Genomic DNA, 26,802 nt, shown 5'->3' with positions numbered 1-26,802 from the left:
CGCGCTTTCCTCCAGGAGAACACCATGGGTTTCCAGCAAGGCCTCTCGGGCCTGAACGCGTCGGCCAAGAACCTCGATGTGATCGGCCACAACATCGCCAACGCCAACACCACAGGCTTCAAGGCCTCGCGCACCGAATTCGCGGCCATGATCGCCTCGGCCATCGGCGCGTCCAGCGGCACCAACTCCGGCATCGGCGTGGAGGTGTCGGCCATTGCGCAGCAGTTCAACCAGGGCAACCTCACCGTCACGGGCAACAGCCTGGACGTGGCCATCAACGGCAACGGCTTTTTCACGCTGCAGATGCCGGATGGCTCGCGTGCCTACACGCGCGCCGGCAACTTCAAGCTGGACAACGTGGGCAACGTGGTCACCAATGACGGCGCCCAGGTCATGGGCTACCCCATCGACCCCGTGACCGGCCTGCGCACCTCCAGCACGGCCGTGCCGCTGACCTTCCCCACCACGGCGCCCATCCCGGCCCGGCAGACCACGGCCATCAAGACGGCCTTCAACCTGGATGCCCGCACGCCCAACGCCAAGGGCGACCCGGGCGCCACCCCACCCGTGGCGGCTACGCCGCGCACGACCTACGGCACCTCGCTCAACGTGTACGACAGCCAGGGCGTGGCCACGCCGCTGTCCTTCTACTTCGAGAAGAACGGCGCGAACACCTGGGACATCTACAACCAACTGGACGACCTGACCACCACGCCGCCGACGGTCCCCGCCATCACCGGCCGCCTGATCGCCGACAAGAACGGTGCCGTGGCCGCCACGCTGGAGCCCGTGGCCACCTCGGTCGCCAACGCGGACCCGGCGTTGACGCAAAAGGACGATTTCCCCACGTCCTTCACCTACCGTTTCTACGGCCCGGACGACCAGGGCGTGTATGCCATCCGCGAGACCACGCTGAGCTTCACCAACCCCGAAGACGCCTGGGACTTCACCTATTCGGACGCGCCCACCAACAGCCTCGTGGCCTCCGCCCGCCTGAAGGACAACCTGGTGGACTACGCGGGCGGCACGTCGCCCGCCGGCGGCACCTTCGGGGTGGCCGACCTGACCGATGCGCCCGCGGCCGCCAAGCAGTCGTTCGAGCTGGCGCTCATGGTCAACCCCAGCCCGGCCAACCCCAACAGCCCCACGGCGCCGGGCAGCAACCCCGCGCCAGGCTCCTACCCTGTCACGCTGGACCTGAACAATGTCACCCAGTTCGGCACCAAGTTCGCCGTCTCCGAGCTCTCGCAGGACGGCTACACCTCGGGCGAGCTCACGGGCATCAATGTCGAGAACAACGGCATGATCATGACCCGCTACTCCAACGGCGTGACGCGTGCCGAGGGCCAGATCGCGCTGGCAAGCTTTCGCAACACGCAGGGCCTGGCGGCCGTGGGCGGCAACAACTGGGTGGAGACCTACGAATCGGGCCAGCCCGTGCTGGGTGCGCCCACGGACGGCAACTTCGGCGCGCTGCGCGCCGGCGCCCTGGAAGACTCCAACGTGGACCTGACGGCCGAGCTGGTCAACATGATGACCGCCCAGCGCGCCTACCAGGCCAACGCCCAGACCATCAAGACGCAGGACCAGGTGATGTCCACCCTCGTCAACCTGCGCTGATAACCCACTGACGCCGAGGCCACGCCATGGACCGCATCATCTACACCTCCATGACCGGCGCGAATGCCGCCGCGCACCGGCAGGCGGTGCTGGCCAACAACCTGGCCAACGCCTCCACCACCGGCTTTCGCGCCGAGATGTCCAACTTCCGCTCGGTGCCGCTGCAAGGCGGCGGCTCCACCACGCGCGTGTTCGCGCTGGAGGCCACCTCGGGCCATGTGGACACCCCCGGGCCCGCGCAGACCACGGGCCGTCCGCTGGACGCCATGGCCGTGGGTAATGCCTGGTTCGCCGTGCAGGGTCTGGACGGCGTGGAAACCTACACGCGCGCCGGGTCCTTTCAGGTCACTGCCACCGGACAGCTGGTCACCAGCACCGGCATGGCCGTGCTCTCGGACGGCGGCGCACCCATCGACGTGCCCCCTAATGCCGAAGTGACGCTGGGCGCCGACGGCACCATCACCGCCCGCCTGGCGGGCGAAGTACCCCAGCCCGTGGCCCGCCTGAAACTGGCCACGCCCGCGGCGGACAACCCGCTCAAGCGCGGCGACGACGGGCTGTTCCGCACGGCCGGCGGCGACCCGCTGCCCGCCGACCCCAACGCGCGCCTGCGCTCGGGGGTGCTGGAGGGATCCAACGTGAACCCGGTGGAATGCATGGTCGGCATGATCGCCGCCGCCCGCCAGTTCGAACAACAAATGCGCCTGCTGCAGACCGCCGAGAGCGACGACAAGAGCGCAGGCCAGCTGCTGAGCCTCAACGGCTAACCCTGAAGGACTACCGCCATGATGAATTCGCTGTGGATCGCCAAGACCGGCATGACCGCCCAGCAGACCCAGCTGGACGTGATCTCGCACAACCTCGCCAACGTGTCCACCACGGGCTTCAAGCGCAACAACGCGGTGTTCGAGGACCTGATCTACCAAAACCTGCGCCAGGTCGGCAGCCAGACCACCGAGGAGAACCAGTTGCCCACGGGCCTGCACCTGGGCCTGGGCGTGAACGTGGTCGCCACCAGCCGCAACTTCACGCAGGGCAGCCTGCAGCAGTCGGGCAACAGCCTGGACGTGGCCATCGACGGCAACGGCTTCTTCGAGGTCCAGCTGCCCGACGGCACCACCGGCTACACGCGCGACGGCGCGTTCAAGCTCGACTCGCAGGGCCGCGTGGTCACCTCCAGCGGTCTGCCCGTGGCGCCCGGCATCACCGTGCCGGCGGACGCCAAGAGCATCAGCATCAGCGAGCGCGGCATGGTGAGCGTGACCGTGGCGGGCAACCCCAACCCCCAGCAGATCGGCCAGCTGGGCATGTCCAGCTTCATCAACTCCGCGGGCCTGGAGCCCGTGGGACAGAACCTGTACCGCGAGTCCGCCGCCTCCGGCGCGCCGCAGCAGGCCGAGCCGGGCACCAACGGCCTGGGCATCATCAAGCAGGGCTTCCTGGAGAACTCCAACGTCAACGTGGTGGAGGAACTGGTCACCATGATCCAGACCCAGCGCGCCTACGAGATGAATTCCAAGGCTATCCAGACGTCCGACCAGATGCTGGCCAAGCTGTCGCAGCTGTGAGCCGCATGACAAGGAACCCTGCCATGACCACCTCCCTCCTGCGCCTTCTGGCAGCGGCCACCGCTGCCGCGCTGGCCGCCGGCTGCGCCAGCATCAACCCGCCCCCGCCGGTGGACGTGCTGCCCACCACGCCGCCCCCGATCGCCGCCCTGCCGCGCCCCGCCGGCCCGGCCTCGGGAAGCCTGTTCCATGCCGCCAGCTACCGGCCTGCTTTCGAAGATCAACGCGCGCGCCTGGTGGGCGACATGGTCACCATCGAGATCCTGGAGAGCATCGACGCCAAGCAGGACACCAAGTCCAACGTCAACCGCAACGGCGACACCAAGGGCAGCATCACGGCGCTGCCGCTGCTGGCCCCCTCCACGGTGGGCAAGCTGGCCGCGCGATCGGGCCTGGGCGCGGGCTACGAGAACACCTTCAACGGCAGCGGCAACACCGCCAGCAAGAACGAGTTCAAGAGCAACATCACCACCCTCGTCACCGAAGTGCTGCCCAACGGCCACCTGGTCATCACCGGCGAGAAGCAGGTGGGCGTGAACCGCAGCGTGGATGTGCTGCGCTTCTCGGGCATCGTCGATCCCCGCCACCTGCGCCGCGGCCAGCCCGGCCATCCGGGCAGCGTGATCGACTCGCGCTACGTGGCCAATGTGCGCGTGATCTCGCGCGGCCTGGGCGAGCAGGCCGAGGCCCAGGCCATGGGCTGGCTGGCGCGCGCGTTCAACACCATCAGCCCGTTCTAAATGACGCTGCAACGCTTGTGGGCAGGTGCCCTGCGCGCGGCCGCGCTGGTGGCGGCACTGGCCTGCGCTCCGGCAGGCGCGCAGGACTTCCGCGACCCGGTGGACCAGCCCTTCACCGTGTGGCCCAACATCCCGGTGATCCGCGCCTCCGACCTGGGCGACTACGGCCAGGATCGCCAGATCATTGCCGACCTGCATGCCGACAAGGCCGACCCCGCCAAGGTGGCCGCCGCGCTGCAAGCGGTGGACGGCCTGCAGGCCCACCACGAGCGCGCGGCCCTGGCCGAGCTGGGGCGCAGCCTCAACGTACAGCTGATCGCCGAGCTGGACCGGCAGGCGCGGCGCATCAACACGCGCAACCCCAAACTGCGCTTCGACTTCGCCGACATCACCCCCGAGCAGCTGCAGCGCCCCTCCGCACGGGACGACCTTCCCAGCCGCGTGGGCCGCATCACGCTGGCCGCCTACATCACCTACACGCGGCTGGACGGCGCGCTGGTGCAGGCCACGGCCACGCTGGTCAAGCTGCGCAGCGGTGCGTCGCAGAGCTTCACCGCCACGGCGCCCGCGCCGCTATTGGCCGAGGCGCTGGCGCGCGACCTGTTCGACTACTTCCAGGGCACACGCTTCACGGCCCACCAGAACCCGCTGGGCAGCGCGCAGTGGCTCACGGCCGCGCCGGGCCATGCCGACCGGCTGGTGTCGCGCGACGCGGCCTTGCGCTACTGCCAGTCGCAGAACGCCGCCCTGCCCACGGCGGCAGAACTGGAAACCGCCGAGGCCGCGGGCTTCTACGGCGGCGGCGTGGCCCTGCAGCCGGCTGGCGTGTACCACGTGCAGGCGGGCCTGTACGACACGGCGCTTGCGCACGACGGCGCGGGCCGCGCGCGGCCCAACCACCTGGCCAGCGTGCCCAACGGCTACTACTACTGCATCCGCCATGCCGCAGCGCCCGCCAGGGCCGCGCGCACGCGCAAGTAAACTATTATTTTTATAGCTACTAGCGCTTTATGGTAAAGCGCTGGAGGCCAATTTTGCTATCAGCGCTGCGCCACCGGCAAGCCACGCCGCACCCGCCGCCCCAGCGCCGATAAACGCCCCAAAAGCCCCCGCTTTTCCGCGCATTGCCCAGAGGCCCGGCTGCCCACAATCGGGGGCATGAAAGCCTTGCCCTACTCCCGCATCGTCCATTGCCTGGTGGCCCTGGCCACCGCCCTGGGCCTGGCCGCGCCCGCGCAGGCCGTGCGCCTGAAGGAAATCGCGGCCGTGCAGGGCGTGCGCAGCAACCAGTTGTCCGGCTACGGCCTGGTGGTGGGTCTGGACGGCACGGGCGACCAGTCCACGCAGATGCCGTTCACCGCGCAGGCCATGTCCAACTACCTGCAGCAGGCGGGCATCAGCCTGCCGCCGGGCACCACGGCGCCGCAGCTCAAGAACGTGGCCACGGTGGTGATCACGGCGCAGTTGCCCGCCTTCGCCCAGCCGGGGCAGATGATCGACGTGGCGGTGTCCTCCATCGGCAACGCCAAGTCGCTCAAGGGCGGCACGCTGATCGCCACGCCGCTGCGCGGCGCGGACGGCGAGATCTACGCCCTGGCGCAGGGCAACGTGGTGGTGGGCGGGGCGGGCGCATCGGCCGGCGGCAGCAAGGTGCAGATCAACCACCTGAGCGCTGGACGCATCCCCGATGGCGCCCAGGTCGAGCGCGCCGTGCCCACGCCGCTGCACGACAGCGACACCATCACCCTGGGCCTGAATGCCTCGGACTTCCAGGCCGCGCGCAAGGTGGCGCTGGCCATCAACGCCCGCTCGGGCCCGGATACCGCCGTGGCGCTGGACGGGCGCACCGTGCAGGTGCGCGCGCCGCAGGACCCCGGCGCGCGGGTGAATTTCATCGCCGAGCTGGAGGAGCTGCAACTGCCCGACTCCACGCCCGCGGCCAAGGTGGTCATCAACGCGCGCACCGGCTCCATCGTGCTCAACCAGGCGGTGACGTTGGGCCCCTGCGCCATCGCGCACGGCAACCTGTCCATCACCATCAGCACCACGCCAGTCATCAGCCAGCCCAGCCCGCTGTCGCGCGGCGTGACCGTGGTGGCGCAAAAGAGCGACATCGCCATCCAGCAGGACGGCGGCAAGGTGATGCAGGTGCCCGCCTCGCCGCAGCTGGCCGACGTGGTGCGCGCGCTCAACACGCTGGGCGCCACACCGCAGGACCTGCTGGCCATCCTGCAGGCCATCAAGGCCGCAGGCGCTCTCAACGCCGAGCTGGAGGTGATCTGATGCCGCTCCTGCGCGTCCTTCCCCGCGGCGGCGCCGCTTCCATTCAAGGCCCATGCCGCGTGCGGCGCGGCGGGAGGTGGATATGAGCCTTTCGCTCCCCAATGCAGGCGCAACGTCCGCACGCCAGGCGCTGGCCGTGGACGGCCGCGCACTCAACAGCCTCAAGGCGCAAGCCAGCCAGGGCGACGCCCAGGCCACCAAGGACGCCACGCTGGAGGCGGCCAAGCAGCTCGAATCCCTGTTCATGCGCGAGCTCATCAAGAGCATGCGCGAGGCGACGATGAAGTCCGGCCTGCTGGAGGGCGCCGAGGGCAACCTGGCCAGCGACCTGTTCGACCAGCAGCTGTCGGTGCAGATGGCGGGTCAGCCCGGCGGGCTGGCCGAGGCCATCCAGCGCCAGCTCTCGCGCCAGTTGGGCGGCGACGGCCAGACCACGCTGGTGCCGGGCTCCACGCTGAGCATGGACGTCGCGCTGCGCAAGGCTGCGCCTGCCGACAATCCGCGTGCCGCGTCGCCCAAGGGCCGTGACGACTTCGTGCAGCACCACCGCGCCGCGGCCGAGCGCGTGGCGCGCAGCAGCGGCATCCCCGCCAGCTTCATGCTGGGCCAGGCCGGGCACGAGACGGGCTGGGGCAAGGGCGAGATCCGTCACAAGGACGGCAGCAACTCCTTCAACCTGTTCGGCATCAAGGCCGGCAAGGGCTGGACCGGGAAGGTGGCCGAGGTGACCACCACCGAATACATCAATGGCGCGCCGCGCAAGGTGGTCGCCAAGTTCCGCGCCTACGACTCGTTCGAGGAGTCGTTCCGCGACTACGCACGCCTGATCAACGACAACCCGCGCTACGAAAAGGCGCGCGAGAAGACCCATTCCGCCGTCGCCTACGCCACGGAGCTGCAGAAGGCCGGCTACGCCACCGATCCGCAATACGCCGCCAAGCTCAGCCGCGCCATCCAGAGCACGCTGGGCGTGGCGCGCACCCCCAGCGCGCCCGTGCTGGCCCAGGCATCCGGGACGCAGGCCTAAACCCATAAGAACCAACGCACTGAACCATGAGTCTTCTGAACGTCGGCGCCCGCGCCCTCCTCGCCAACCAGGTCGCCTTGCAGACCACCGGGCACAACATCGCCAACGTCAGCACGGCCGGATATTCGCGCCAGAACGTGGCGATGGAGACCGTGCAGGGCCAGTTCACCGGCTCAGGCTACATCGGCAACGGCGTGCAGGTGGCCACCATCCTGCGCAACCACAGCGAGCTGCTGACGCGCCAGGCCGCGGCCGCCCAGGCGGTACAGGCGGGCGACACGGTGCGCGCCGAGCGCCTGGGGCAGCTGCAGGACGTATTCCAGGGGGGCACCAGCGGCCTGGGCGCCGCCATCACCGACATGCTGAACTCGCTGGCCGACGTGGTGTCCTCGCCGACCGACATCACGGCGCGCACCGTCACGCTCACGCGCATGAACGAGATGGCCGCGCGCATGCGCAGCAGTGCGGAGCAGCTGCACGAGATCGCCTATTCAGTCAATGAACAGTTGCAGAACGACGCCACGCGCATCAACTCGCTGGCCAAGAGCATCGCCGACGTGAACGAGCAGATCGCCCGCGTCAAGGGCAACGGCCAGAGCCCCAACGATCTACTGGACAAGCGCGACCAGCTGATCCGCGAACTCAACCAGTTCATCCAGACCACGCAGATCCCGGCCGACGATGGCACGGTGGGCGTGTTCGTAGGCGGCAGCCAGGCGCTGGTGCTGGGCGACAAGGCCAGCGAGGTGCTGGTGGCGGAATCCCAGCAGTTCCCGGGAAGCCAGCTCACGCAGCTGTTCTTCAAGCCCGCGGGCGGCGCGCCCGTGGAGTTGAACGAGGGCATGCTGGGCGGCGGCGAAGTGGCCGGCCTGCTGCGCTTTGCCAACCAGGACCTGGCCGAGGGCCGCAACCTGCTGGGGCGCATGGCGCTGGCCATCGGCACCACCTTGAACCACCAGCAGACGCTGGGCCTGACGCTGGAGGGCCAGCCCGGCAAGCCGCTGTTCTCCACGCCCGCATCGGTCGCGGGCCACACCAGCGGCACCGCGGTGGGCAGCATCGACCTGAGCGACAGCACGCAGTTCTCGCCCACCGAGTTCGCCGCGTCGGACTACGAAGTGCGCTTCACGGGCCCGGCCCCCGCAGGCCAGATCATTCGCCTGTCCGACGGCAAGACCACGGCCGTCGCCGACCTGACCGACCCGGCGGGCACGATGGTGGACGGACTGACCTTCAAGTTCACCACCGCGGGCGCCGTGAACGAACGCGTGCTGTTCAAGCCCTTCGCCAGCGCGGCGGCCAACATCCAGTCGCTGGTGTATTCCCCGCGCGACCTGGCCGCCGCCAACCCCATCAATGCGGCCATGGGAACCTCCAACGCGGGGACGCTGCAACTGGCGGAACTCAAGGCCACGGGCCAGCCCAATCCCCCAGGCCTGGTGCTGCCGCCCAACGGCGACACAGCCACGCCGCCCACCTTTCCCGGTGGCATCCAGCTGGCCTTCACCGCCGGCCCGCCCGCGACATACGACGTGTACAACCGGGGAACCACGCCCCCCACGGCGGTTGCCACGGGCCAGACCTTCACACCGGGCGTCCCCATCCAGATCAATGGCTGGTCCATCACCCTGCAGGGCACGCCCAAGGATGGCGACACGGTCAACGTGGGCAATGCCCTGGACCCGCAGTACGGCGACATCTACACCCGCAACGCGGGCAACGCCAGCGCCCTCATGGCGCTGCGCGACGTGAAAATGTTCGACGAGTCCTCGCTGGCCGACGGCTATGCGGGCCTCATGGCCCAGGTGGGCACGCGCACGCAAAGCGCGCAGTACGCGGCCAAGCTTTCGGGCTCCATCGCCAGCAACCTGGAAGCCAGCCGCACGGCCGTCTCCGGCGTGAACCTGGACGAGGAGGCCGCGCGGCTGATTCAGTACCAGCAGGCCTACCAGGCATCCGCCAAGATGCTGCAGATCGCGCAGAACATTTTCGACAACCTGATCCAGACCATGGGCCGCTGAAAGGAATCGCCATGAGCAGCTCTTTCTATCGCGTCAGCACCGCCAACATGTACGACGCCACGCTGCGCAACCTCAGCGCACGGCAGAAAACCCTGGTGGACCTGCAGGAGAACCTCACCGCGGGCAAGCGCGTGGTGCGTCCCAGCGACGACCCCGTGGCCGCCGCCCAGGCCGAGCGTGCGCTCACGCGCATCAGCCGCATCCAGACCGAGCAGCGCGCGCTGGACGTGCAGCGCAACGCCATCGCACAGGCCGAATCCACCCTGGGCGACGCCGTGGGCCTGGTGCAGGAGATTCGCCAGCTGGTCGTGGCCGCTGGCGGCGGCGCGCTCAAGCCCGAGGACCGCAAGACCTACGCCAACCAGATCCAGAGCCTGCGCGAGCAGCTCACGCAGGTGATCAACCGCAAGGACACCAACGGCGTTCCCCTGCTGGGCGCGCTGGGCAGTGCGCTGGAGCCCTTCACCGGCCCGCTGCTGAACAACCCCGACTACCTGTTCGCCGGACTGCCGGGGCAGGCAGCCAGCAGTGGCGCGGCGATCCCCACCACCGTGGACGGGCATGCCGCGCTGATGTTCGACCCGGTGCGCGACGGCGTGTACACCGCCACCGTCACGCGCGGCGCGGGCAGTTCCCTGGTGACGAGCGCCATCACGACCTCCAACCGCGAGGCACTGGACGGCGCGCAGTATGCGCTGGCCGTGAACACCGTCACGGTGGACCCGGTAGCGGGCACCACCGTCGTCGACTACACGCTGACCAAGACCGCCAAGGACGGCACGGTGACCACCTCAAACGTGACCACCGCGCCCGTCAAGACCGGCCAGCCCATTCCCATCACCATCAACGAAGGCCCGGACACGGTCATGTCGTTCAGCCTGACGGGCACGCCCGCGGCGGGCGACAGCGTTGCCCTGCAGCCCAGCTCCAGCCTGATGGGCACCATCGACAGCGCCATCCGCGGGATCACCGACGCCACCGACAGCGTGGCCGCCGCCCAGGCCGTCGGCCAGGCCCTGGCCAACATCGACGCCGGCATGGAACGCCTGCACAACATGCGCGGCTATGCGGGCGAGCTGCTCAACCGCGCCGACCGCATCACCGGCGACCAGGACAAGCGCTCGATCCAGCTCGAAGCCGACCGCTCGCGCGCGGAGGACCTCGACATGGTGCAGGGTATCTCGGACTTCCAGAACGCCAGCGTGGGCTACGAGGCCGCGCTCAAGTCCTACGCGCAGGTGCAGCGCCTGTCGCTCTTCAATTTCATCAGCTGACGCCGCGCACGCAGGGTTTCGCCACGTGCGCGCCCGCGCGACTGGCGTGACAATGGCCGGCATCCCGCTCTGACCACACTTCTACCCCATGGTCCAATCCGTTCTTGGCAGCCTGGTGCTGGGCTACCGGCCCCTCTGGAATGCCGCGCGCCGGCTGGCCGGCATCCAGCTGTACGTTCACAGCGAGGGCGCCACCCTGGTGGATGCGCCGCACCTGCTGCGCACCATCCAGGAACTGTGGACCTCCAGCTCGCCGCCGCTGCTGCTGTCCGCTCGCTCGCAGCAACTGCTGGTGGACCTGCTGGAGCATGCCCCTCGCGGCGCGCCCTGGATCGAAGTGCCCCAGGCCTGGCTGGACGTGCCCGCGATCCGCGAGCGCGCGCGCCAGGCCCACGCCCGCGGCCTGCGCCTGGTGTGGCGCGGCGAGCTGGACCACCTGCCCGACGCCGACACCGCGCGGCTGTTCGACAACAGCCTGCTGCACCTGTCCAGCAGCGATGCCGTGCAGGCCCTGCAGGCCGCCGCTGCGGGGCGCAGCGATGCCAGCCCCCGTGCCGCCGGCCAGCGCAGTCCGCTGATCGCCGGGCAGGTGTATGACAACGTGGCCAGCCGCGCGCTGCTCACGCACTGCCTGGACGAGGGCGGCGCGCTGGCCGTGGCCGGCTGGCCCGTGGAGGACGTGCTCTACAGCCTGCGCCATCGCCAGCCCCAGCCCGCGCACGAGGTGGTGCTCAAGCTCATGAAGGCCATCGACGACGAGCAGTCCATCGACCGCTTCGAGCAGATCCTGGGCGAGGACCCGCTGCTGGCCTACCGCTTCATGGTCTACACCAACTCCGCTGCGCTCGGCCTGTCCACCGGCGTGGATTCGCTGCGCCGCGGTCTGGTGATGATGGGCTACGGCTCGCTGGGGCGCTGGCTGGCCGACCAGTTGCCGCACGCTGCCACCGAACCCGATCTGCGCCCCATCCGCGCCAGCATGGTGCTGCGCGCGCACCTGACCGAGCACCTGCTGGACGCTGGCGTGGGCAAAGACCTGCGCCGCGAGGTGTACCTGAGCGGCCTGTTCTCGCAGCTGGACGAGGTGCTGCGCGAGCCTCTGGGCACCATCCTGCGCCGCGTGCCGCTGTCCGAGCGGGTGTACGACGCCGCAGTGCTGCGCACCGGCCCCTACGCCCCCAGCCTGGAGATGGCCTGCGCGCTGGAGAGCGACGACGCGGGCGCCATCCGCCAGCTGTGCGAGACGCATGAGCTGGAGCTGGAATACGTCAACCGCGCGCTGCTGCGCGTGCTGTCCGAGCTGGTGGTGGAGCGCCCGCACGCGCACTGATGGCGACTCACGGCCCGTGGTGTTTTTGGGCCGTAGCGCACAATCCAGGCGCGCAGACCACTATCAATCATGAGCAAATCCGGCCCTTCAAGCACCGGCGCCTCCCGCGCCCACGCAGCCACCAGCCGCGGCGCCTTCTCCTCCAGCCTGGGCGTGCTCGCCGCCACGCTGGGTTCCGCCGTCGGGCTGGGCAACATCTGGAAGTTCCCCTCGCTCACCGGGGCCAACGGTGGCGCGGGCTTTCTGCTGATCTACCTGCTCTCGACGCTGTTCATCGGCCTGCCGCTCATGGTGGCCGAGATCGCCATCGGCCGCCAGGCGCGCGCCAATCCCATCTCTGCGCTGCGCCAGTTGCAGCCCCGCGGCGCGCCGTGGTGGCTGATCGGCGTGGCAGGCATGGCGGCGGCGTTCCTGATCATGGCGTTCTATTCCGAGGTCGTCGCCTGGGTGTTCGCCTACGTGGCCAAGGCCCTGTCGGGCAACCTGCTGTCCAGCGACCCGGTGCAGACGCAGGCCAGCTTCGACGCCCTGGTGCGGGACCCGGTGCAGGCGCTGCTGTGGCAGTGGGTGGTGCTGGCCTTCATCGGCGGCATCCTGCTGCTGGGCGTCACCCGCGGCATCGAGGCGGCCACCAAACGGCTGATGCCGCTGCTGTTCCTGCTGCTGGTGCTGCTGGGCGGCTACAGCCTGACGCTGCCCGGAGCGGGCCAGGCGCTGTCGTTCCTGTTCGCGCCCGAGTGGCACAAGATCACGCCCGCGGTGGTGCTGACCGCCATGGGCCTGGCGTTCTTCAAGCTGTCCATCGGCATGGGCACGATGATGACCTACGGCAGTTACTTCACCGCCGAGCAGAACATCCCGGCCACCGCCACGCGCGTGATGCTGGCCGACCTGTCGGTGTCGCTGCTGGCGGGCATGGCGATCTTCCCCGCGGTGTTCAGCTTCGGCTTCCAGCCGTCGGCGGGGCCGTCCCTGGTGTTCATCACGATCCCCGCGGTGTTCGCGCAGATGCCGGGTGGCTCGGTGCTGCTGGCGGCGTTCTTCCTCCTCACCGCCATCGCCGCGACGGGCGCCATGCTCTCCCTGATGGAGGTGCCGGTCGTCATCCTGCACGAGCGCTGGGGCCTGAGCCGGCCCCGGGCCACGCTGCTCACGCTGCTGATCCTGGGGCTGCTGGGCGCGGGCTGCGCCCTGAGCCAGAGCACGCTGGCCGCCTTCCAGCCGGGCGGGCGCACCCTGTTCGACTGGGCGGACTACCTCTCGTCCAACCTGCTGCTGCCCGCGGGGGGCATCGCCATCGCGCTCTTCGTCGGCTGGGCCTGGGGCGAGCGCGCATTCGCGGCGCAACTCTCCAACCACGGGCAGTTGGGCAACCAGGGGCTGGCCCGCGTCGTGAGCCTGCTGCTGCGCTGGGTCACGCCGGTGCTGATCCTGGTGGTCATGCTCGCGGGGCTGGGGGTGTTCTCCGGCGCGTGACGGCGCGGCACCTCGGCGTTTTGAGCAAAAACGCCGCGCAACCCTTTCCTGGCCAGCGCAAGTAGCTAGTTTTTTCATAGCGCACGCCATCCATGGCGCCGGCATGGCCTTTGCGCCGTGCGTGGCGCAGGACGCATGATGGCCGGCTCTTCCATAGCCGCCAGCCCACAGGAGAAGTCCATGCACGACGCCCCGCCCGCCACCCCCCTGTGCCGCCTGCTGGGCTGCCGCCTGCCGCTGATGCTCGCGGGCATGGGCGGCGTGTCGCGCAGCGAACTGGTGGCTGCGGTGGCCGAGGCCGGCGGGTTCGGCTTCCTGGGCATGGTGCGCGAGCCGCTGGCGCTGATCGAGCGCGAGGTGGTGCAGGTGCGCCAGCGCACGGCCTTGCCCTTCGGCGTGAACCTGATCCCCGCGGCCACGCCCGCGCCCCTGCTGCGCGCGCAGGTGGACCTGCTGATCGCGCTGCAGGTGCCCGTGGTCAGCCTGTTCTGGGACGTGGATGCCGCCGTGATCGCGCGGCTGCGCGCAGCGGGCATCACCGTGGTGCACCAGATCGGCTCCGCAGCCGAGGCGCTGCAGGCGCAGGAGGCCGGCGCGCAGGCGCTCATCGCGCAGGGCGTGGAGGCCGGCGGCCATGTGCGCGGGCGCCAGCCGCTGGCCGAGCTGTTGTCCGAGGTACTGGCGATGGCCAGCGTCCCCGTGGCCGCCGCGGGCGGCCTGGCCGATGGGCAGGGCGTGGCGCGCGTACTGGCCCAGGGCGCGCAGGCCGCGGTGCTGGGGACCGCCTTGATGGCCACGCATGAGTCCTTCGCCCACGACGCGCACAAGCAGCGGCTGGTGGGCGCGCAGGCCGGCGACACCGTGCTGACCGAGGACTTCCACATCAACTGGCCGCCCCACGCCGCGGTGCGTGTGCTGGCCAACAGCGTCACGCGGCGCGAGCGCGGCGACCCGTTCGCCGCCACAGGCGACATCCCACGCACGGTGATCGGCGACGAGGAAGGCCGGCCCATCTACCTGTTCAGCACCGACTCGCCGCTGCGCTCCATGACCGGCGACTTCGAGGCCATGGCGCTGTACGCCGGCCAGGGTGTGGGGCGCATCACGGCCATCGAACCCGCAGGCGAGCGGCTGCGCCGCATCGCCGCCGAGGCCGCCGCACACCTGCGGCTGCTGAACGACACGCCCGTGGCCGTGACGTCCCCCGTGTGCTACGCGGGAGATGCGGAGCGCGAGCGCCACGCCCCACTCATCGCGCGGCTGGACGAGCTGCTGGAGGCCGAGCGCGCCGGCGCGCGCGTGGCGCTGCGCAGCCGCACCGAAACCGAGGACGAAGCGCTGCGCGCGCTGATCGACGCCATCCACCGCGACGAAGTGAAGTGGTGCGGCATGCTGATGCGCGCCATCCGCACGCTGGAGGGCACGCCCGGCAGCCGCACGGGCGACTTCTACGACAAGGCCATGGCCGTGCCCGACCTGCGCGAGCGCCTGGCCTTCCTCAACCGCGGCCAGGGCTGGGTGGCCAAGAAGCTGCGCGAGCTGCTGCCGCTGGTGGACGATACGGGCATCCGCGCCGGGCTGCAGGAGATGCTGCAGGCACACGTGGACAACCTGGACAAGGTGAACACCACCTTGGGGCTCACGCCGCCGCGGCGTTGACGCCAACGCTACGCAAAAGAGAGCTGCTTGCGCTTGCCCATCAAGCGCTTCAGCCCGATTGGACCACTCTCTTCCACGTGCGCCAGAACGCCGGGTCCTGCGTGGTGCAGAAGTTGATGCGCATCAGCGTGCAGGGGCGGCGCGTGGCGTGGAACAGTGCGCCCGGCGCGATGAGGTAGCCCTCGTCCAGCATGCGCTGGGCCAGCATGTCGGTGTCCACGCCGGTTTCCACCCAGCCGAACATGCCCGCGGGCTCGGCGGCAAAGCTGCAGCCCGCCTCCAGCGCCAGTTGCACGCTGCGCGCGCGGGCCTGCGCCAGGCGCAGCCGCATGCGGTCGGCATGGCGGCGCAGCTGGCCCTGCTCGATGCACAGCGCGAGGGCCTTTTCCAGCAGCGAGGGCGTGGTCAGCGTGGACAGCAGCTTGGTGTCCAGCAGCCGCTCCACCAGGTCGGGCGGCGCGGCCAGGTAGCCCACGCGCCAGTTGGGCGCCAAGATCTTGGCGAAGCCGCTCACGTAGATGGTGCGGCGCAGCCCGTCCAGCGCCGTCAGGCGCGTGGCGTGATCGGCGGCGATGTGGCCGTAGGTGTCGTCCTCGACCACGTGGAAGTTGTGCTGCTGCGCCAGCTGCAGCACCTGGTGCGCGCTGCCCGGCGACAGGCTGTAGCCCGTGGGGTTGTGCAGCACGCTCACGCTCACGAACAGCTTGGGCGCATGCAGCTCGCAGTAGCGCGCCATGACGGCGAGGTCTGGCCCCTCGGGGCCGCGCGGCACGGGCAGCACGCGCATGCCCAGCGCGTCCAGGCGCGCGAACTCCACCGACCAGCCGGGCTCCTCCACCATCACCGGGTCGCCCGCCTTGAGCAGCGTGCGGCTCACGATGTCCAGCGCCTGCGTGGCGCCCACGGTGGTCATGATCTGATCGGGCTGGGCGTGGATGTTGATGTCAGCCATGCGCCGTGCCAGCGCCTCGCGCAGCGCGGGCTCGCCCATGGGCTCGCCGTAGCTCAGCGAGCCGTCGCGCAGCGCGCTGCTGCCGGTGATCTTGCGCACCGCGGCGCCCATGAAGCGCGCCTCATCCAGCCAGCCGATGGGCAGCACGCCCGCACCGGGCTGGGGCTTGCTCGACGCCTGGTGGAACATGCCGCGGATCAGCGCCGTGGCGTTGATGTGCGAGCCCGACAGGCGCATGCCCACACCGGCCAGCGGCGACACATTTTTTGCTCCTTTTGTAGGAGCTGTCAGCGCTTGCCCATCGGGCGTCGGAGCCTGTTTTTGCACAAAATCGCGCACGAAGAAGCCACGCTGGCGCCGGGCCTCTACCAGCCCCTGGGCCAGCAGCTTGTCGTAGGCTGCCACCACGGTGTAGGGGCTCACGCCCTGCTGGCGCGCGCATTCGCGCACCGACGGCAGGCGCGCGCCCGCGGGCAGCAGCCGCGCGCGGATGCGCTCGGCAAAGCGCTCGGCGAGCTGTTCGGTCAGGGTGCGGTCGGGGGTGCGGGTCAGCATGGAGGCGTTTCCTGAGCCGGCACTGTGCCAATGCAATTGCCGATACAGTGCATGAAATTGTGGGGTTTGACTGTATTGGTACTGTAATGGACTTTGCCCCTACAGTGCATCGCATAACTTCATTCCCAACGATGGACCCCACCCATGCCCCTGGTTGAATTCACCGCCCTGCTGGTGCTGGCCACTGCCATGAGCTTTACCCCCGGGCCCAACACCACCCTGTCCACCGCGCTGGCCGCCAACCGCGGCCTGCCCGCCGCCATGCGCTTCGTGGTGGCGGTGCCCGTGGGCTGGAGCCTGCTGCTGGTGCTGTGCGCCGCCGGGCTGGGTGCGGTGGTGGTGGCGGTGCCGGCGCTGCGCTGGGCCATCAAGGCCCTGGGCATCGGCTACCTGCTGTGGCTCGCGTTCAAGCTGTCGAACACGGGCCGTCTGTCCGAGGCCGATGCGGCACGCCTGTCGGTGGGCTTCTGGCAGGGCGTGGCGCTGCAGTTCGTGAACATCAAAGCCTGGCTGCTCGCGCTGACCATCGTGGCCGGCTGGGTCATCGGGCGCGACGACAGCCTGCAGCGCATGGCCGTGGTGCTGCCGGCAATGGCCTTCTTCGCACTGACCAGCAACTTCACCTACGCCGCCACGGGTGCGCTGCTGCGCCACTGGCTGGCCCACGGACAGCGCCTGCTGTGGTTCAACCGCGCCATGGCGGTGGTGCTGCTGGCCACGGCGCTGTGGATGGTGGCCGCATGAGCACGCGCCCTCCGTCGGCCCCAGCCGTGGCTCCACCGGGCGAGCCGTTGTCCGCCGAGACACGCGGCCTGCTGCTGGGCTTGCTGGGCGTGGCGATCTTCGCGCTCACCCTGCCCATGACGCGCCTGGCCGTCGGCACGCCCGAGGCACCGCTGATGTCCGGCCTGTTCCTGGCCATGGGCCGCGCGGCGGTGGCCGGGCTGCTGTCGGCCGCGCTGTTGCTGTGGCAGCGCGCCCCATTGCCGCAGCGCGGCGACTGGTGGCCGCTGGCCGTGACGGCGCTGGGCGTGGTGTTCGGCTTTCCGCTGCTCACCTCCATCGCCATGCGCTACGTGGGCGCCGTGCACGCGGCCGTGATCATCGGCCTGCTGCCGCTGGCGACCGCCACTGTGGGCGCGCTGCTGCACCGCCAGCGGCCGTCTGCCGCGTTCTGGGCCTGCGCGCTGCTGGGCTCGGCGCTGGTGGTGGTGTTCGCGGTGCTGCGCTCGGGCCGGCAGGGCCTGTCGCTGCATCCGGCCGATCTGCTGCTGATGGCCGCCGTGGCCTGCGCCGCCGTGGGCTACGCCTGGGGCGGGCGGCTGGCGCAGCACATGCGCGCCGATGCGGTGATCTGCTGGGCCCTGGTGCTGTCGCTGCCCGTATCGCTGCCGCTGGCCTGGCTGGCATGGCCGCAGGCGGCGGTGCCTGCCGCCGCCTGGGCCGGCTTTGCCTACGTGGCGGTGTTTTCGATGTGGCTGGGCTTCTTCGCCTGGTACCGCGGCCTGGCCCTGGGCGGCACGGTGCGGGTGAGCCAGGTGCAACTGGCCCAGCCGTTCATGAGCATGCTGTTTGCCGTGCCGCTGCTGGGCGAGTCGCTGGACGCGGTGAGCGTGGCGTTTGGCCTGGCGGTGCTGGCCACCGTGGCCCTGGGGCGGCGCATGCCGGTGCGCCGGTGAACCGCCGCCCCGTGAAAACCCTGGACCCGGCGCCGCGCCCCTCGGGCGGTGCGCCGTTGCCGTATGCTGCGCGCGCTGCCCCACCCGCAGGGCCGCACACCGCCGCACAACGGCATTTCTGAGTGGATAGACGGCGCGCAGCAGCGCGCCATTGGAGATAAACGAATGACGAACTGGACCCTGGCCGCACGCGCCGAAAAGATGAACCCCTCGGTGATCCGGGAAATCCTGAAGGTGACCGAGAAGCCCGGCATCATCAGCCTGGCCGGCGGGCTGCCCTCGCCCAAGACCTTCCCGATCGAATCCTTCGCCGCCGCGGCCGCTTCCGTGCTGGCCACAGACGGCGCATCGGCGCTGCAGTACGCGGCCAGTGAGGGCTATACCCCGCTGCGCGAGGCCATTGCCGCATTCCTGCCCTGGGACGTGCACCCCGACCAGGTGCTGATCACCACCGGATCGCAGCAGGCGCTGGACCTGATCGGCAAGGTGCTCATCGACGCGGGCAGCCGCGTGCTGGTGGAAACGCCCACCTACCTGGGCGCGCTGCAGGCCTTCGCGCCCATGGAACCCCAGGTGGTGTCGGTGGCCAGCGACAGCGAGGGCGTGCTGATCGACGACCTGGCGGCCAAGGCCGGCAGCGGCGCGGACAAGGCGCGCTTCCTGTACGTGCTGCCCAACTTCCAGAACCCCACGGGCCGCACCATGAGCGAAGCCCGCCGCGAGGCCCTGGTGGCCCAGGCCGCCGCGCTGAACCTGCCGCTGGTGGAAGACAACCCCTATGGCGACCTGTGGTTCGACCAGGCGCCCCCCCAACCCCTGACGGCGCGCAACCCCGAGGGCTGCATCTACATGGGCTCGTTCTCCAAGGTGCTGGCCCCCGGCCTGCGCCTGGGCTACGTCGTCGCACCGCGCCAGATGTACCCCAAGCTGCTGCAGGCCAAGCAGGCGGCCGACCTGCACACGCCCAGCTTCAACCAGCGCCTGGTGTCCGAGGTCATCAAGAACGGCTTCCTGGACCGCCACGTGCCCACCATCCGCCAGCTCTACAAGGAGCAGTGCCAGGCCATGGTGGCCGCGCTGGAGCAGGAGATGCAGGGCCTGGGCGTGACCTGGAACCGCCCCGACGGTGGCATGTTCCTGTGGCTGCGCCTGCCCGAAGGCATGAGCGCGCTGCAACTGCTGCCGCGCGCGGTGGAGCGCAACGTGGCCTTCGTGCCCGGCGCGGCCTTCTACGCCGACCAGCCGGACGACCGCACGCTGCGCCTGTCCTTCGTCACGGCGTCGCAGGGCCAGATCCGCACCGCGATTGCCGCGCTGGCCGCCGCCATCCGCGAAGCGGCCTGACGCCCTTCAAACCCTGACCTTCCCGCGCGGGAAGGTGGCTGCAGCCCTGCGCACGCGCAGGTGCCGCCGCCGCATGCCCACACCCATTTCCACCCCATCTCCGGAGCCTTTCCATGCGCCTGCGCCCGTTCCAGCAAGTCGATGTCTTCACCGCCACGCCCTACCTCGGCAACCCGCTGGCCGTGGTGCTGGACGGCGAGGGCCTGTCCACCGAGGAGATGCAGCGGTTCACCAACTGGACCAACCTGTCCGAGGCCACCTTCGTGCTGCCGCCGACGCCCGAGGGTCATGCGGCCGGCGCGGACTACCGCGTGCGCATCTTCTGCCCTGGGCGCGAGCTGCCCTTTGCCGGCCACCCCACGCTGGGCACCTGCCACGCCTGGCTGCAGGCCGGCGGCCAGCCGCGCGCGACGGGGCGCATCGTGCAGGAATGCGGCGTGGGGCTGGTCACACTGCGGCGCGACGGCGAGCAGCTTGCCTTTGCCGCGCCCCCGCTCGTCAAGAGCGGCCCACTGGCCGAGGACGATGTGCAGCTCATCGCACGCGGCCTGGGCGTGGCACGGGACGACATCGTGGCGCATGCCTGGTGCGACAACGGCCCCAACTGGCGCGGCGTGATGCTGCGCTCTGCCGAGCAGGTACTCGGGCTCAGGCCCGACGGCGCGGTACTGGCCGGGCTGGACGTGGGCGTGGTGGGGCCGCGCGGCAAGGTCGGCGTGGTGGGTGCCAGCGATGCCGAGGGCATTGCGTTCGAGGTGCGCGCCTTCTTCCCGGGCAACAACGGTCTGGCGGAAGACCCCGTCACCGGCAGCCTGAACGCGGCGCTGGCGCAATGGCTCATCGGCGCGGGCCTGGCGCCCAGCCGCTATGTGGCCAGCCAGGGCACGGCGCTGGGCCGCGCCGGGCGCGTGCATGTGCAGCAGGACGGCCCGCAGATCTGGGTGGGCGGCCACTCCGTCACCTGCGTGCGCGGCGAGGTGCGGCTGTGACGCGCGCCGCAGCACCGCTGCCCACGCTGGCCGACATCGAAGCCGCGGCACGCACCGTCTACCAGGAGTTCCAGCCCACGCCGCAGTACCGCTGGGGCCTGCTGGGCGAGAGGCTCGGCACGGAGTGCTGGCTCAAGCACGAGAACCACAACCCGGTGGGCGCGTTCAAGATCCGCGGCGGCCTGACGTACTTCGACCAGCTGGCGCAGCGGGGTGAGCTGCCGCGCGAGGTCATCAGCGCCACGCGCGGCAACCACGGCCAGAGCATCGGCTGGGCCGCGCGACGCCATGGCGTGGCCTGCACCATCGTCGTGCCGCACGGCAATTCGGTGGAGAAGAACGCGGCCATGCGCGCACTGGGCGTGAACCTGGTGGAGCACGGCGAAGACTTCCAGGCCGCCCGCGAGCACGCCCTGCGGCTGGCCGCCGAACGCGGCGCCCACATGGTGCCCAGCTACCACCCCGACCTGGTGCGCGGCGTGGCCACCTACTGGTGGGAATTCCTGCGCGCCGTGCCGCACATGGATGTGGCCTATGTGCCCATCGGCCTGGGTTCCGGCGCCTGCGCTGCCGTGGCGGCCAAGCGGGCATTGGGACATGGAGTGCGCCTGGTGGGCGTGGTGAGCTGCCACGCCACCACCTATGCCGACTCGTTAGCCGCGGGCCATGTGGTGGCGTCGCCCGTCAGCACGCAGATCGCCGACGGCCTGGCGGTGCGCTTGGCCGACCCGGACGCATTGGCCGTGCTGCTGCCTGAACTGGACCGGGTGGCGCAGGTCAACGATGACGCAGTGGCTGCCGCCATGCGCGCGCTGTTCACGGACACCCACAACGTGGCCGAGGGCGCGGGCGCGGCGGCACTGGCTGCCGCGCTGCAGGAGCGGGAAGCCCTGCGCGGCCAGTGCGTGGGCCTGCCGCTCACGGGCGGTAATGTGGATGCGGCGTTGTTCGCCCGGGTACTGCTGGGGCAGTGACTGCGGGTTTCGACCTGCAAAACACGCTGCACGAGGACGGCCAGAGAACGCCAGGGTTTTCCCGGCGGGTGATTTCAACCAACAAAACTTTCATCGCGGTGTTTGACTCAGCCCTGCCTGCGCCAACACCATTGCTTCCAAGCCGCACCCATCCGCGGCGCTGGAGACACCAATATGCGATGGAGACAACGCCCCGCCGGCTCCAACTGGGGTGACTTCGGGCCCGACGACCAGTTGGGCCGCACCAACCTGATAGGCCCGGAGCAGGTGCGCAAGGGCGTGCAGGAAGTGCGCGAGGGCATCAGCCTGTGCCTGTCGCTGCCGCTGGACTACCCCGGCGGCAACGTGCTGAACGCGCGCCGCCTGCCGCCCCAACTGCGCCCCACGCGGCGCGAAGGCATTCCGTACGTCAACTTTCCGCTGGGCCATGTGTACCCCGGCGCCACCGACGTGGTCAGCGACGACCAGGTGCTGCTGTCGTTGCAGTACTCCACGCAATGGGACTCGCTGGCGCATGTGGGCGCGCTGTTCGACCCCGACGGCGATGGCCAGCCGCGCACGGTGTACTACAACGGCTACCGCGGCCACGAGCACATCCTGGGTCCGCAGGACCATGGCATCCCCGCGCGCGACGGCGACGGCGCGGCGGCACGTTACCAGCCCGTGTGCTGCGCCGGCCGCGCGCCGGACGAGAGCGTGGCCCGCGCGCTGGGCGTGGAGCACCTGGCCGTGAAGGGCATGCAGGGGCGCGGCGTGCTGGTGGACCTGGAGCGCGCCTACGGCACCGACTTCCGCGACATCGGCTACGACGAACTCATGCGTGCCATTGAGCGCAGCGGCGCCAGCGTGGAGCCCGGCGACATGCTGCTGCTGCGCACCGGCTTTGCCGAGCTGGTGCTGTCCATGCAGCGCCAGCCCGACGCGCACCGCCTGCACCACAGCTGCGCCGCGCTGGACGGCGGCGACGAAAAGCTGCTGCAGTGGATCACCGACAGCGGCATCGCCGCGCTGATCGCCGACAACTACGCCGTGGAGCGCCACCCGCCACGCCGCGTGCCCGAGGACGGTGCGCCCTACCCGGTGCTGCCGCTGCACGAGCACTGCCTGTTCAAGCTGGGCCTGCCGCTGGGCGAGCTGTGGTACCTGAAGGAACTGGCCGACCACCTGCACGCCCTCGGGCGCACCCGCTTCCTGCTCACCGCGCCACCGCTGCGCCTGCCGGGCGCCGTGGGCTCGCCCGTGACCCCCATTGCCACCCTGTAATTCCCCATACACACACCAACGAAGGAGACAACCATGAACCGCCCCGTCCACCTCACTCCGCGTCCCCTGACCCGCGCCTGCCGCGCGCTGTGCACGGGCCTTGCCCTGCTGGCCGCCACGGCCACCGTCACCGCCCAGGACACGGCAATTTCTGACGACGTGGTGCGCCTGGGCATCCTCACCGACCTGAACGGTCCGTTCGCCGACATCACCGGCCCAGGCAGCGCCGCCGCCATCCAGATGGCCATCGACGACTTCGGCGGCAAGGTAGCGGGCAAGAAGATCGAACTGGTGGTGGCCGATCACCAGAACAAGGCCGACATCGCCTCCAGCAAGGCGCGCGAGTGGTTCGATACCGGCAAGGTGGACGCCATCATGGACGTGGCCGTCTCCGCGCCCGCGCTGGCGGTGCTGGAGGTGGCCAAGCAAAAGCAGAAGGTCGTCATCTTCAACGGCCCCGGCCTGGACCGCCTCACGGGCGACCTGTGCATGCCCAGTACCGTGCACTACGTGTACGACACCTACGCCCTGGCCAACGTAACGGCCAGCGCGATCACCGCACGCGGCGGAAAGGACTGGTTCTTCATCACCGCCGACTACGCCTTCGGCCACAGCCTGCAGGAGCAGGCCAGCGCCGTGGTCACAGCCCAGGGCGGCAAGGTGCTGGGCGCGGCCCGCCACCCGATCGCGGCGACCGACTTCGCCTCGTTCCTGATCAGCGCGCAGAACAGCAAGGCCCAGGTCGTGGGCCTGGCCAACGCGGGGGGCGATACGGTGAACACCATCAAGGCCGCGCGCGAGTTCGGCCTGACCACGGGCAAGAACAAACAGACCCTGGCCGGCCTGCTCATGTACATCAACGACATCCACGCCATCGGCCTGCGCACCGCCGGCGGCCTGATGCTGACCGAGGGCTTCTACTGGGACATGAACGACGAGACGCGCGCCTGGTCCAAGCGCTACTTCGAGAAGATGAAGAAGATGCCCAACATGAGCCAGGCGGGCGCCTATTCCTCGACCATGCATTACCTGAAGGCCGTGCAGGCCGCCAAGACCGACGACACGGCCCAGGTCATGGCCAAGATGAAGGCCACGCCCATCAACGACTTCTTCGCCAAGAACGGCCGCATCCGCGAGGACGGCCGCATGGTGCATGACATGTACCTGTTCGAGGTCAAGTCGCAGGCCGAGTCCAAGTACCCGTGGGACTACTACAAGCTCGTGGCCACCGTGCCGGGTGACAAGGCGTTCCTGCCACTGTCGCAGTCCAAGTGCCCCATGGTGAAGAAATGACGAACACCGTACTCGTCGTGGGCGCCACCGGCGTCGTGGGCCAGGCCTGCCTGCGCCACTTCGCCGCCCTGCCCGGCTGGCGCGCCGTGGGCGTGGCGCGCCGCGCCATCGCCCTGCCCGCGGGCGCCACCGCGCTGCAGCTGGACCTGCAGGACGCGGCGGCCTGCCAGGCTGCGCTGGGCGCACGGGACGACATCACCCATGTGGTCTATGCCGCCGTGTATGAGCAGCCCGGGGGCCTCGTGGGCGGTTGGCGCGACGAGGAGCAGATGCGCATCAACCTGCAAATGCTGCGCAACGTGGTCGAGCCGCTGGACCGCCCGGGCGGTGCGCTGCGCCATGTGACCATCATGCAGGGCGGCAAGGCCTACGGCGTGCACATCCACCCGCAGATCGCCGTGCCCGCACGCGAACGCTGGCCGCGCGACCCCCACGAGAACTTCTACTGGCTGCAGGAGGACTTCCTGCGCGAGCGCCAGGCCAAGGGCCAGTGGCACTTCACCATCATGCGCCCGCGCATCGTGTTCGGCGACGCGGCGGGCAGCAACATGAACCCCATCCCGGCCATCGGCGTCTATGCCTGGCTGCGCCATGAACAGGGCCTGCCGCTGGCCTACCCCGGCGGCCCGGCGCGCGTGAACCAAGCCATCGACGCCGACCTGATCGCCCAGGCCTGCGCCTGGGCTGCCGAGTCGCCCAACGCACGCAACGAAACCTTCAACCTGGAAAACGGCGACGTGTTCGTCTGGCAGAACGTCTGGCCCACCATCGCCGACGCGCTGGGCATGCCCGTGGGCGAGCCCGAGCCCCAGTCGCTGGCCACCGCGCTGGCCGACCAGCAGCCCGCGTGGGAGCGCCTGGTGGACAAGTACCAGTTGGCGGCGCCGCGCGATCTGACCGCCTTCATCGGCCAGGGCGCAGCGTACGCCGACTTCCAGATGAACCACGGCAGGGCCGCCCCGCTGCCGCCGGTGATCATGAGTTCGGTGAAGATCCGCCAGGCGGGCTTTCATGCGTGCATGGACACCGAGGACATGTTCCGCAAATGGTTCGGCCAGTTGCAGCAGCGCCGCCTGCTGCCCACGGCGGCGCAGGCGCGGGCGGCGCTTGCCGCCTAGCGCGCCGCCGGTCGCAGCCGCGACAAGCGCGCGGGTGCGGCCTCGCCACAATTCCAGACCATGGGAACCCTCTACCTCGTGCGCCACGGCCAGGCCTCGTTTGGCGCGGACGACTATGACCAGCTCAGCCCGCGCGGCCATGAGCAGGCGGTGCGCCTGGGCGCGTACTGGCGCGAGCGCGGGCTGCAGTTCGATGCGGTGCTGTGCGGCACGCTGCGCCGCCATGCGCAGACGCTGCAAGGCATTCAGCAAGGGCTGGAGGGTACGCCCGAGCCCCTGCTGATGCCGGGACTCAACGAATACGACAGCCATGCGCTGATCCACTGCGTGCACCCCATGCCGTTGCCGCGCCCCGACACGCCCGAGCTGTACAAGCAGCACTTTCGCCTGCTGTGCGATGCCATGGCGCAGTGGATGGCGGGCACCATCAGCCCGGCGGGCATGCCCTGCTGGGACGATTTCTCTGGCGGGGTGCGCGCGGCGCTGGACCATGTACGGCGCCAGCACACGGGACACAACGTGCTGCTGGTCTCCAGCGGCGGGCCCATCGCCGCCGCCGTGGGCGAGGTGCTCTGCACCCCGCCCGAGGTCACGATCGCGCTGAACATGCGCATCCGCAACAGCGCGGTCACGGAGTTCAGCATCAGCCCCAAACGCCTGATGCTGCAGACCTTCAACACGCTGCCGCACCTGGACACGCCCGAACACCGCGGCTGGGCAACGCACGCCTGAGAACGTTTGCTATTGAAAAGTGAGCTGTTAGCGCTTGATGGAAAAGCGCTAGAGCCGATTTTTGCTTAAATTTTTGCCACCGTCTCGGGCGGCAGCGCATGCAGCTCGCCCAACAACTGGGCCAGCCCCCTTGCGGCAGCCTGCACCATGGCCTGTCCCTGGGCGGCAGTGGCGGCCGCGGCATTGCCAACGGCGCCCGCGGGGTTGTAGTCCTCGATGGCCCAGCCCATCTTGGCGCTCTTGCCGTTGCCCAGCAGCCCGTAGCGCGCCGCGCGGTCCTGCGAGGTCGAGGGGAAATGCTGCGCATGCTCCATGCGCACGGTGGCCGGCGCCAGGTGCAGCATCATGGACGTCTCGATCTCGCCGCCGTGGATGCCGAAGCGGTGCTCCTGCGCAGCAAAACGTGCGTTGGTGGCCTCGTCCACCAGGTTGAACCAGCTACTGCCGTACACCAGCAGCCCGTGGCGCTGGCGCAGCTCGCGCGCCACGATGTCCATGGCCGCCACGTTGCCCCCGTGGCCGTTGAGCAGCAGGAGCTTCTTCACCCCCGCGCGCGCGATGCAGGCGCCCAGCTCGGTCCACAGCGCGATCAGCGTGGCGGGCGACAGCGTGAGCGTGCCGGGGTAAGACAGGTGCTCGGTGGACAGGCCCACGTTCTGCGCCGGCAGCAGCAGCACGGGCAGGTCAGCGCTCAGCAGCGGCAAGGCGGCGTCGATCACGCCGGCCAGCAGCGTGGCATCGACCGACAGCGGCAGGTGCGGCCCATGCTGCTCGACGGCGGCCACGGGCAGCACCGCCACGGTCTGCGCGGCCAGGCCCGAGGCCTGCGCCTGGGCAAAGTCGCGGGCGGACAGATCGGCCCAAAAGCGGGAGGGATATCGCATGCGGGCCATCTTAGAGCCTGT

The 26,802-nt window shown here is 69.9% G+C and carries 23 protein-coding genes; 21 read left to right on the top strand and 2 right to left on the bottom strand.

The genetic code is table 11. The features are described from left to right. The first annotated feature begins 24 nt into the window (after positions 1–24). The 12 genes from BA022_RS17220 to BA022_RS17165 all read left to right on the top strand — a co-directional run bounded on the left by BA022_RS17220 (position 25) and on the right by BA022_RS17165 (position 14,998). The gene (locus BA022_RS17220; RefSeq protein WP_088888268.1) at positions 25–1,620 is read left to right on the top strand and encodes a flagellar hook protein FlgE; all 1,596 of its coding nucleotides are present in this window, start codon (positions 25–27) and stop codon (positions 1,618–1,620) included. A 26-nt stretch (positions 1,621–1,646) separates the two neighbouring features. Beyond that, positions 1,647–2,387 (top strand): flagellar basal-body rod protein FlgF, encoded by a 741-nt coding sequence (flgF, locus tag BA022_RS17215; RefSeq protein ID WP_088888267.1) that lies wholly within the window; start codon positions 1,647–1,649, stop codon positions 2,385–2,387. An 18-nt stretch (positions 2,388–2,405) separates the two neighbouring features. Further along, complete coding sequence (flgG, locus tag BA022_RS17210) at positions 2,406–3,188, top strand: flagellar basal-body rod protein FlgG (protein WP_011806919.1); 783 nt, start codon at positions 2,406–2,408, stop codon at positions 3,186–3,188. A 23-nt stretch (positions 3,189–3,211) separates the two neighbouring features. Beyond that, complete coding sequence (locus tag BA022_RS17205; protein WP_015914367.1) at positions 3,212–3,928, top strand: flagellar basal body L-ring protein FlgH; 717 nt, start codon at positions 3,212–3,214, stop codon at positions 3,926–3,928. Next, positions 3,929–4,909, top strand: coding sequence for a hypothetical protein (locus BA022_RS17200; RefSeq protein ID WP_088888266.1), 981 nt, complete (start codon positions 3,929–3,931; stop codon positions 4,907–4,909). It begins immediately after the preceding gene. Positions 4,910–5,086: 177 nt separating this feature from the next. Next, complete coding sequence (locus tag BA022_RS17195; protein ID WP_011806922.1) at positions 5,087–6,211, top strand: flagellar basal body P-ring protein FlgI; 1,125 nt, start codon at positions 5,087–5,089, stop codon at positions 6,209–6,211. A gap of 82 nt (positions 6,212–6,293) precedes the next feature. Next, positions 6,294–7,238, top strand: coding sequence for a flagellar assembly peptidoglycan hydrolase FlgJ (gene flgJ, locus BA022_RS17190; protein WP_088888657.1), 945 nt, complete (start codon positions 6,294–6,296; stop codon positions 7,236–7,238). Positions 7,239–7,264: 26 nt separating this feature from the next. After that, the gene (flgK, locus tag BA022_RS17185; protein ID WP_088888265.1) at positions 7,265–9,259 is read left to right on the top strand and encodes a flagellar hook-associated protein FlgK; all 1,995 of its coding nucleotides are present in this window, start codon (positions 7,265–7,267) and stop codon (positions 9,257–9,259) included. Positions 9,260–9,270: 11 nt separating this feature from the next. Next, a complete protein-coding gene (gene flgL, locus BA022_RS17180) occupies positions 9,271–10,533 on the top strand; it encodes a flagellar hook-associated protein FlgL (protein ID WP_088888264.1) in 1,263 nt (420 codons plus the stop codon). Positions 10,534–10,621: 88 nt separating this feature from the next. Then, complete coding sequence (locus tag BA022_RS17175; RefSeq protein WP_088888263.1) at positions 10,622–11,863, top strand: HDOD domain-containing protein; 1,242 nt, start codon at positions 10,622–10,624, stop codon at positions 11,861–11,863. A 69-nt stretch (positions 11,864–11,932) separates the two neighbouring features. Continuing rightward, positions 11,933–13,339 carry a sodium-dependent transporter gene (locus tag BA022_RS17170; protein WP_088888262.1) on the top strand — a complete coding sequence of 469 codons (1,407 nt, stop codon included), beginning with the start codon at positions 11,933–11,935 and terminating at the stop codon, positions 13,337–13,339. A gap of 180 nt (positions 13,340–13,519) precedes the next feature. Continuing rightward, positions 13,520–14,998, top strand: a complete 1,479-nt coding sequence (locus BA022_RS17165; protein WP_088888656.1) for a nitronate monooxygenase — start codon at positions 13,520–13,522, stop codon at positions 14,996–14,998. Between the two features lie 49 nt (positions 14,999–15,047). Here BA022_RS17165 and BA022_RS17160 read toward each other — a convergent pair whose 3' ends face one another. Then, on the bottom strand, positions 15,048–16,505 hold the full coding sequence (locus tag BA022_RS17160) for an aminotransferase-like domain-containing protein (protein ID WP_088888261.1): 1,458 nt from the start codon (positions 16,503–16,505) through the stop codon (positions 15,048–15,050). A 144-nt stretch (positions 16,506–16,649) separates the two neighbouring features. Here BA022_RS17160 and BA022_RS17155 point away from each other — a divergent pair, with 144 nt between their 5' ends. From BA022_RS17155 to BA022_RS17115, 9 genes are all read left to right on the top strand, one after another. After that, positions 16,650–17,249: a LysE family translocator gene (locus BA022_RS17155; protein WP_011806930.1), complete on the top strand. Its 600-nt coding sequence runs from the start codon at positions 16,650–16,652 to the stop codon at positions 17,247–17,249. Continuing rightward, positions 17,246–18,184: a DMT family transporter gene (locus BA022_RS17150; protein WP_088888260.1), complete on the top strand. Its 939-nt coding sequence runs from the start codon at positions 17,246–17,248 to the stop codon at positions 18,182–18,184. The genes BA022_RS17155 and BA022_RS17150 overlap by 4 nt, the downstream gene beginning before the upstream one ends. A gap of 165 nt (positions 18,185–18,349) precedes the next feature. Beyond that, entirely contained in the window at positions 18,350–19,528 is a 1,179-nt protein-coding gene (locus BA022_RS17145; protein ID WP_172208743.1) for an aminotransferase-like domain-containing protein, read from the top strand. 113 nt (positions 19,529–19,641) lie between these two features. Then, the gene (locus BA022_RS17140; RefSeq protein ID WP_015914380.1) at positions 19,642–20,517 is read left to right on the top strand and encodes a PhzF family phenazine biosynthesis protein; all 876 of its coding nucleotides are present in this window, start codon (positions 19,642–19,644) and stop codon (positions 20,515–20,517) included. Then, positions 20,514–21,491 carry a threonine dehydratase gene (locus BA022_RS17135; protein WP_088888258.1) on the top strand — a complete coding sequence of 326 codons (978 nt, stop codon included), beginning with the start codon at positions 20,514–20,516 and terminating at the stop codon, positions 21,489–21,491. The genes BA022_RS17140 and BA022_RS17135 overlap by 4 nt, the downstream gene beginning before the upstream one ends. A 174-nt stretch (positions 21,492–21,665) precedes the next feature. Then, the gene (locus BA022_RS17130) at positions 21,666–22,754 is read left to right on the top strand and encodes a cyclase family protein (RefSeq protein ID WP_088888257.1); all 1,089 of its coding nucleotides are present in this window, start codon (positions 21,666–21,668) and stop codon (positions 22,752–22,754) included. Positions 22,755–22,787: 33 nt separating this feature from the next. After that, the gene (locus BA022_RS17125; protein ID WP_088888256.1) at positions 22,788–24,047 is read left to right on the top strand and encodes an ABC transporter substrate-binding protein; all 1,260 of its coding nucleotides are present in this window, start codon (positions 22,788–22,790) and stop codon (positions 24,045–24,047) included. Then, positions 24,044–25,165: an SDR family oxidoreductase gene (locus BA022_RS17120; protein ID WP_088888255.1), complete on the top strand. Its 1,122-nt coding sequence runs from the start codon at positions 24,044–24,046 to the stop codon at positions 25,163–25,165. The genes BA022_RS17125 and BA022_RS17120 overlap by 4 nt, the downstream gene beginning before the upstream one ends. A gap of 60 nt (positions 25,166–25,225) precedes the next feature. Then, on the top strand, positions 25,226–25,897 hold the full coding sequence (locus tag BA022_RS17115; protein WP_011806938.1) for a histidine phosphatase family protein: 672 nt from the start codon (positions 25,226–25,228) through the stop codon (positions 25,895–25,897). A 65-nt stretch (positions 25,898–25,962) separates the two neighbouring features. On the opposite strand, the gene BA022_RS17110 is transcribed toward BA022_RS17115, so the two are convergent. Continuing rightward, complete coding sequence (locus BA022_RS17110; protein WP_088888254.1) at positions 25,963–26,790, bottom strand: creatininase family protein; 828 nt, start codon at positions 26,788–26,790, stop codon at positions 25,963–25,965. Positions 26,791–26,802 lie beyond the last annotated feature (12 nt).

The sequence above is a fragment of the Diaphorobacter nitroreducens genome (assembly GCF_002214645.1).
Lineage (GTDB): Bacteria > Pseudomonadota > Gammaproteobacteria > Burkholderiales > Burkholderiaceae_C > Diaphorobacter > Diaphorobacter nitroreducens.
Note: the sequence above shows the minus strand (reverse complement) of the source record. Positions and strands in the feature narration are given on the sequence as shown.

What these genes read in the sequence shown, in the direction of transcription:
- BA022_RS17125 (WP_088888256.1), top strand. Translation starts at nt 22,788, where the DNA reads ATGAACCGCCCCGTCCACCTCACTCCGCGTCCCCTGACCCGCGCCTGC.
- flgK (WP_088888265.1), top strand. Translation starts at nt 7,265, where the DNA reads ATGAGTCTTCTGAACGTCGGCGCCCGCGCCCTCCTCGCCAACCAGGTC.
- BA022_RS17195 (WP_011806922.1), top strand. Translation starts at nt 5,087, where the DNA reads ATGAAAGCCTTGCCCTACTCCCGCATCGTCCATTGCCTGGTGGCCCTG.
- BA022_RS17205 (WP_015914367.1), top strand. Translation starts at nt 3,212, where the DNA reads ATGACCACCTCCCTCCTGCGCCTTCTGGCAGCGGCCACCGCTGCCGCG.
- BA022_RS17120 (WP_088888255.1), top strand. Translation starts at nt 24,044, where the DNA reads ATGACGAACACCGTACTCGTCGTGGGCGCCACCGGCGTCGTGGGCCAG.
- BA022_RS17170 (WP_088888262.1), top strand. Translation starts at nt 11,933, where the DNA reads ATGAGCAAATCCGGCCCTTCAAGCACCGGCGCCTCCCGCGCCCACGCA.
- BA022_RS17175 (WP_088888263.1), top strand. Translation starts at nt 10,622, where the DNA reads ATGGTCCAATCCGTTCTTGGCAGCCTGGTGCTGGGCTACCGGCCCCTC.
- flgG (WP_011806919.1), top strand. Translation starts at nt 2,406, where the DNA reads ATGATGAATTCGCTGTGGATCGCCAAGACCGGCATGACCGCCCAGCAG.
- flgJ (WP_088888657.1), top strand. Translation starts at nt 6,294, where the DNA reads ATGAGCCTTTCGCTCCCCAATGCAGGCGCAACGTCCGCACGCCAGGCG.
- flgL (WP_088888264.1), top strand. Translation starts at nt 9,271, where the DNA reads ATGAGCAGCTCTTTCTATCGCGTCAGCACCGCCAACATGTACGACGCC.
- BA022_RS17140 (WP_015914380.1), top strand. Translation starts at nt 19,642, where the DNA reads ATGCGCCTGCGCCCGTTCCAGCAAGTCGATGTCTTCACCGCCACGCCC.
- BA022_RS17160 (WP_088888261.1), bottom strand. Translation starts at nt 16,505, where the DNA reads ATGCTGACCCGCACCCCCGACCGCACCCTGACCGAACAGCTCGCCGAG.
- BA022_RS17165 (WP_088888656.1), top strand. Translation starts at nt 13,520, where the DNA reads ATGCACGACGCCCCGCCCGCCACCCCCCTGTGCCGCCTGCTGGGCTGC.
- BA022_RS17150 (WP_088888260.1), top strand. Translation starts at nt 17,246, where the DNA reads ATGAGCACGCGCCCTCCGTCGGCCCCAGCCGTGGCTCCACCGGGCGAG.
- flgF (WP_088888267.1), top strand. Translation starts at nt 1,647, where the DNA reads ATGGACCGCATCATCTACACCTCCATGACCGGCGCGAATGCCGCCGCG.
- BA022_RS17200 (WP_088888266.1), top strand. Translation starts at nt 3,929, where the DNA reads ATGACGCTGCAACGCTTGTGGGCAGGTGCCCTGCGCGCGGCCGCGCTG.
- BA022_RS17115 (WP_011806938.1), top strand. Translation starts at nt 25,226, where the DNA reads ATGGGAACCCTCTACCTCGTGCGCCACGGCCAGGCCTCGTTTGGCGCG.
- BA022_RS17145 (WP_172208743.1), top strand. Translation starts at nt 18,350, where the DNA reads ATGACGAACTGGACCCTGGCCGCACGCGCCGAAAAGATGAACCCCTCG.
- BA022_RS17110 (WP_088888254.1), bottom strand. Translation starts at nt 26,790, where the DNA reads ATGGCCCGCATGCGATATCCCTCCCGCTTTTGGGCCGATCTGTCCGCC.
- BA022_RS17130 (WP_088888257.1), top strand. Translation starts at nt 21,666, where the DNA reads ATGCGATGGAGACAACGCCCCGCCGGCTCCAACTGGGGTGACTTCGGG.
- BA022_RS17155 (WP_011806930.1), top strand. Translation starts at nt 16,650, where the DNA reads ATGCCCCTGGTTGAATTCACCGCCCTGCTGGTGCTGGCCACTGCCATG.
- BA022_RS17220 (WP_088888268.1), top strand. Translation starts at nt 25, where the DNA reads ATGGGTTTCCAGCAAGGCCTCTCGGGCCTGAACGCGTCGGCCAAGAAC.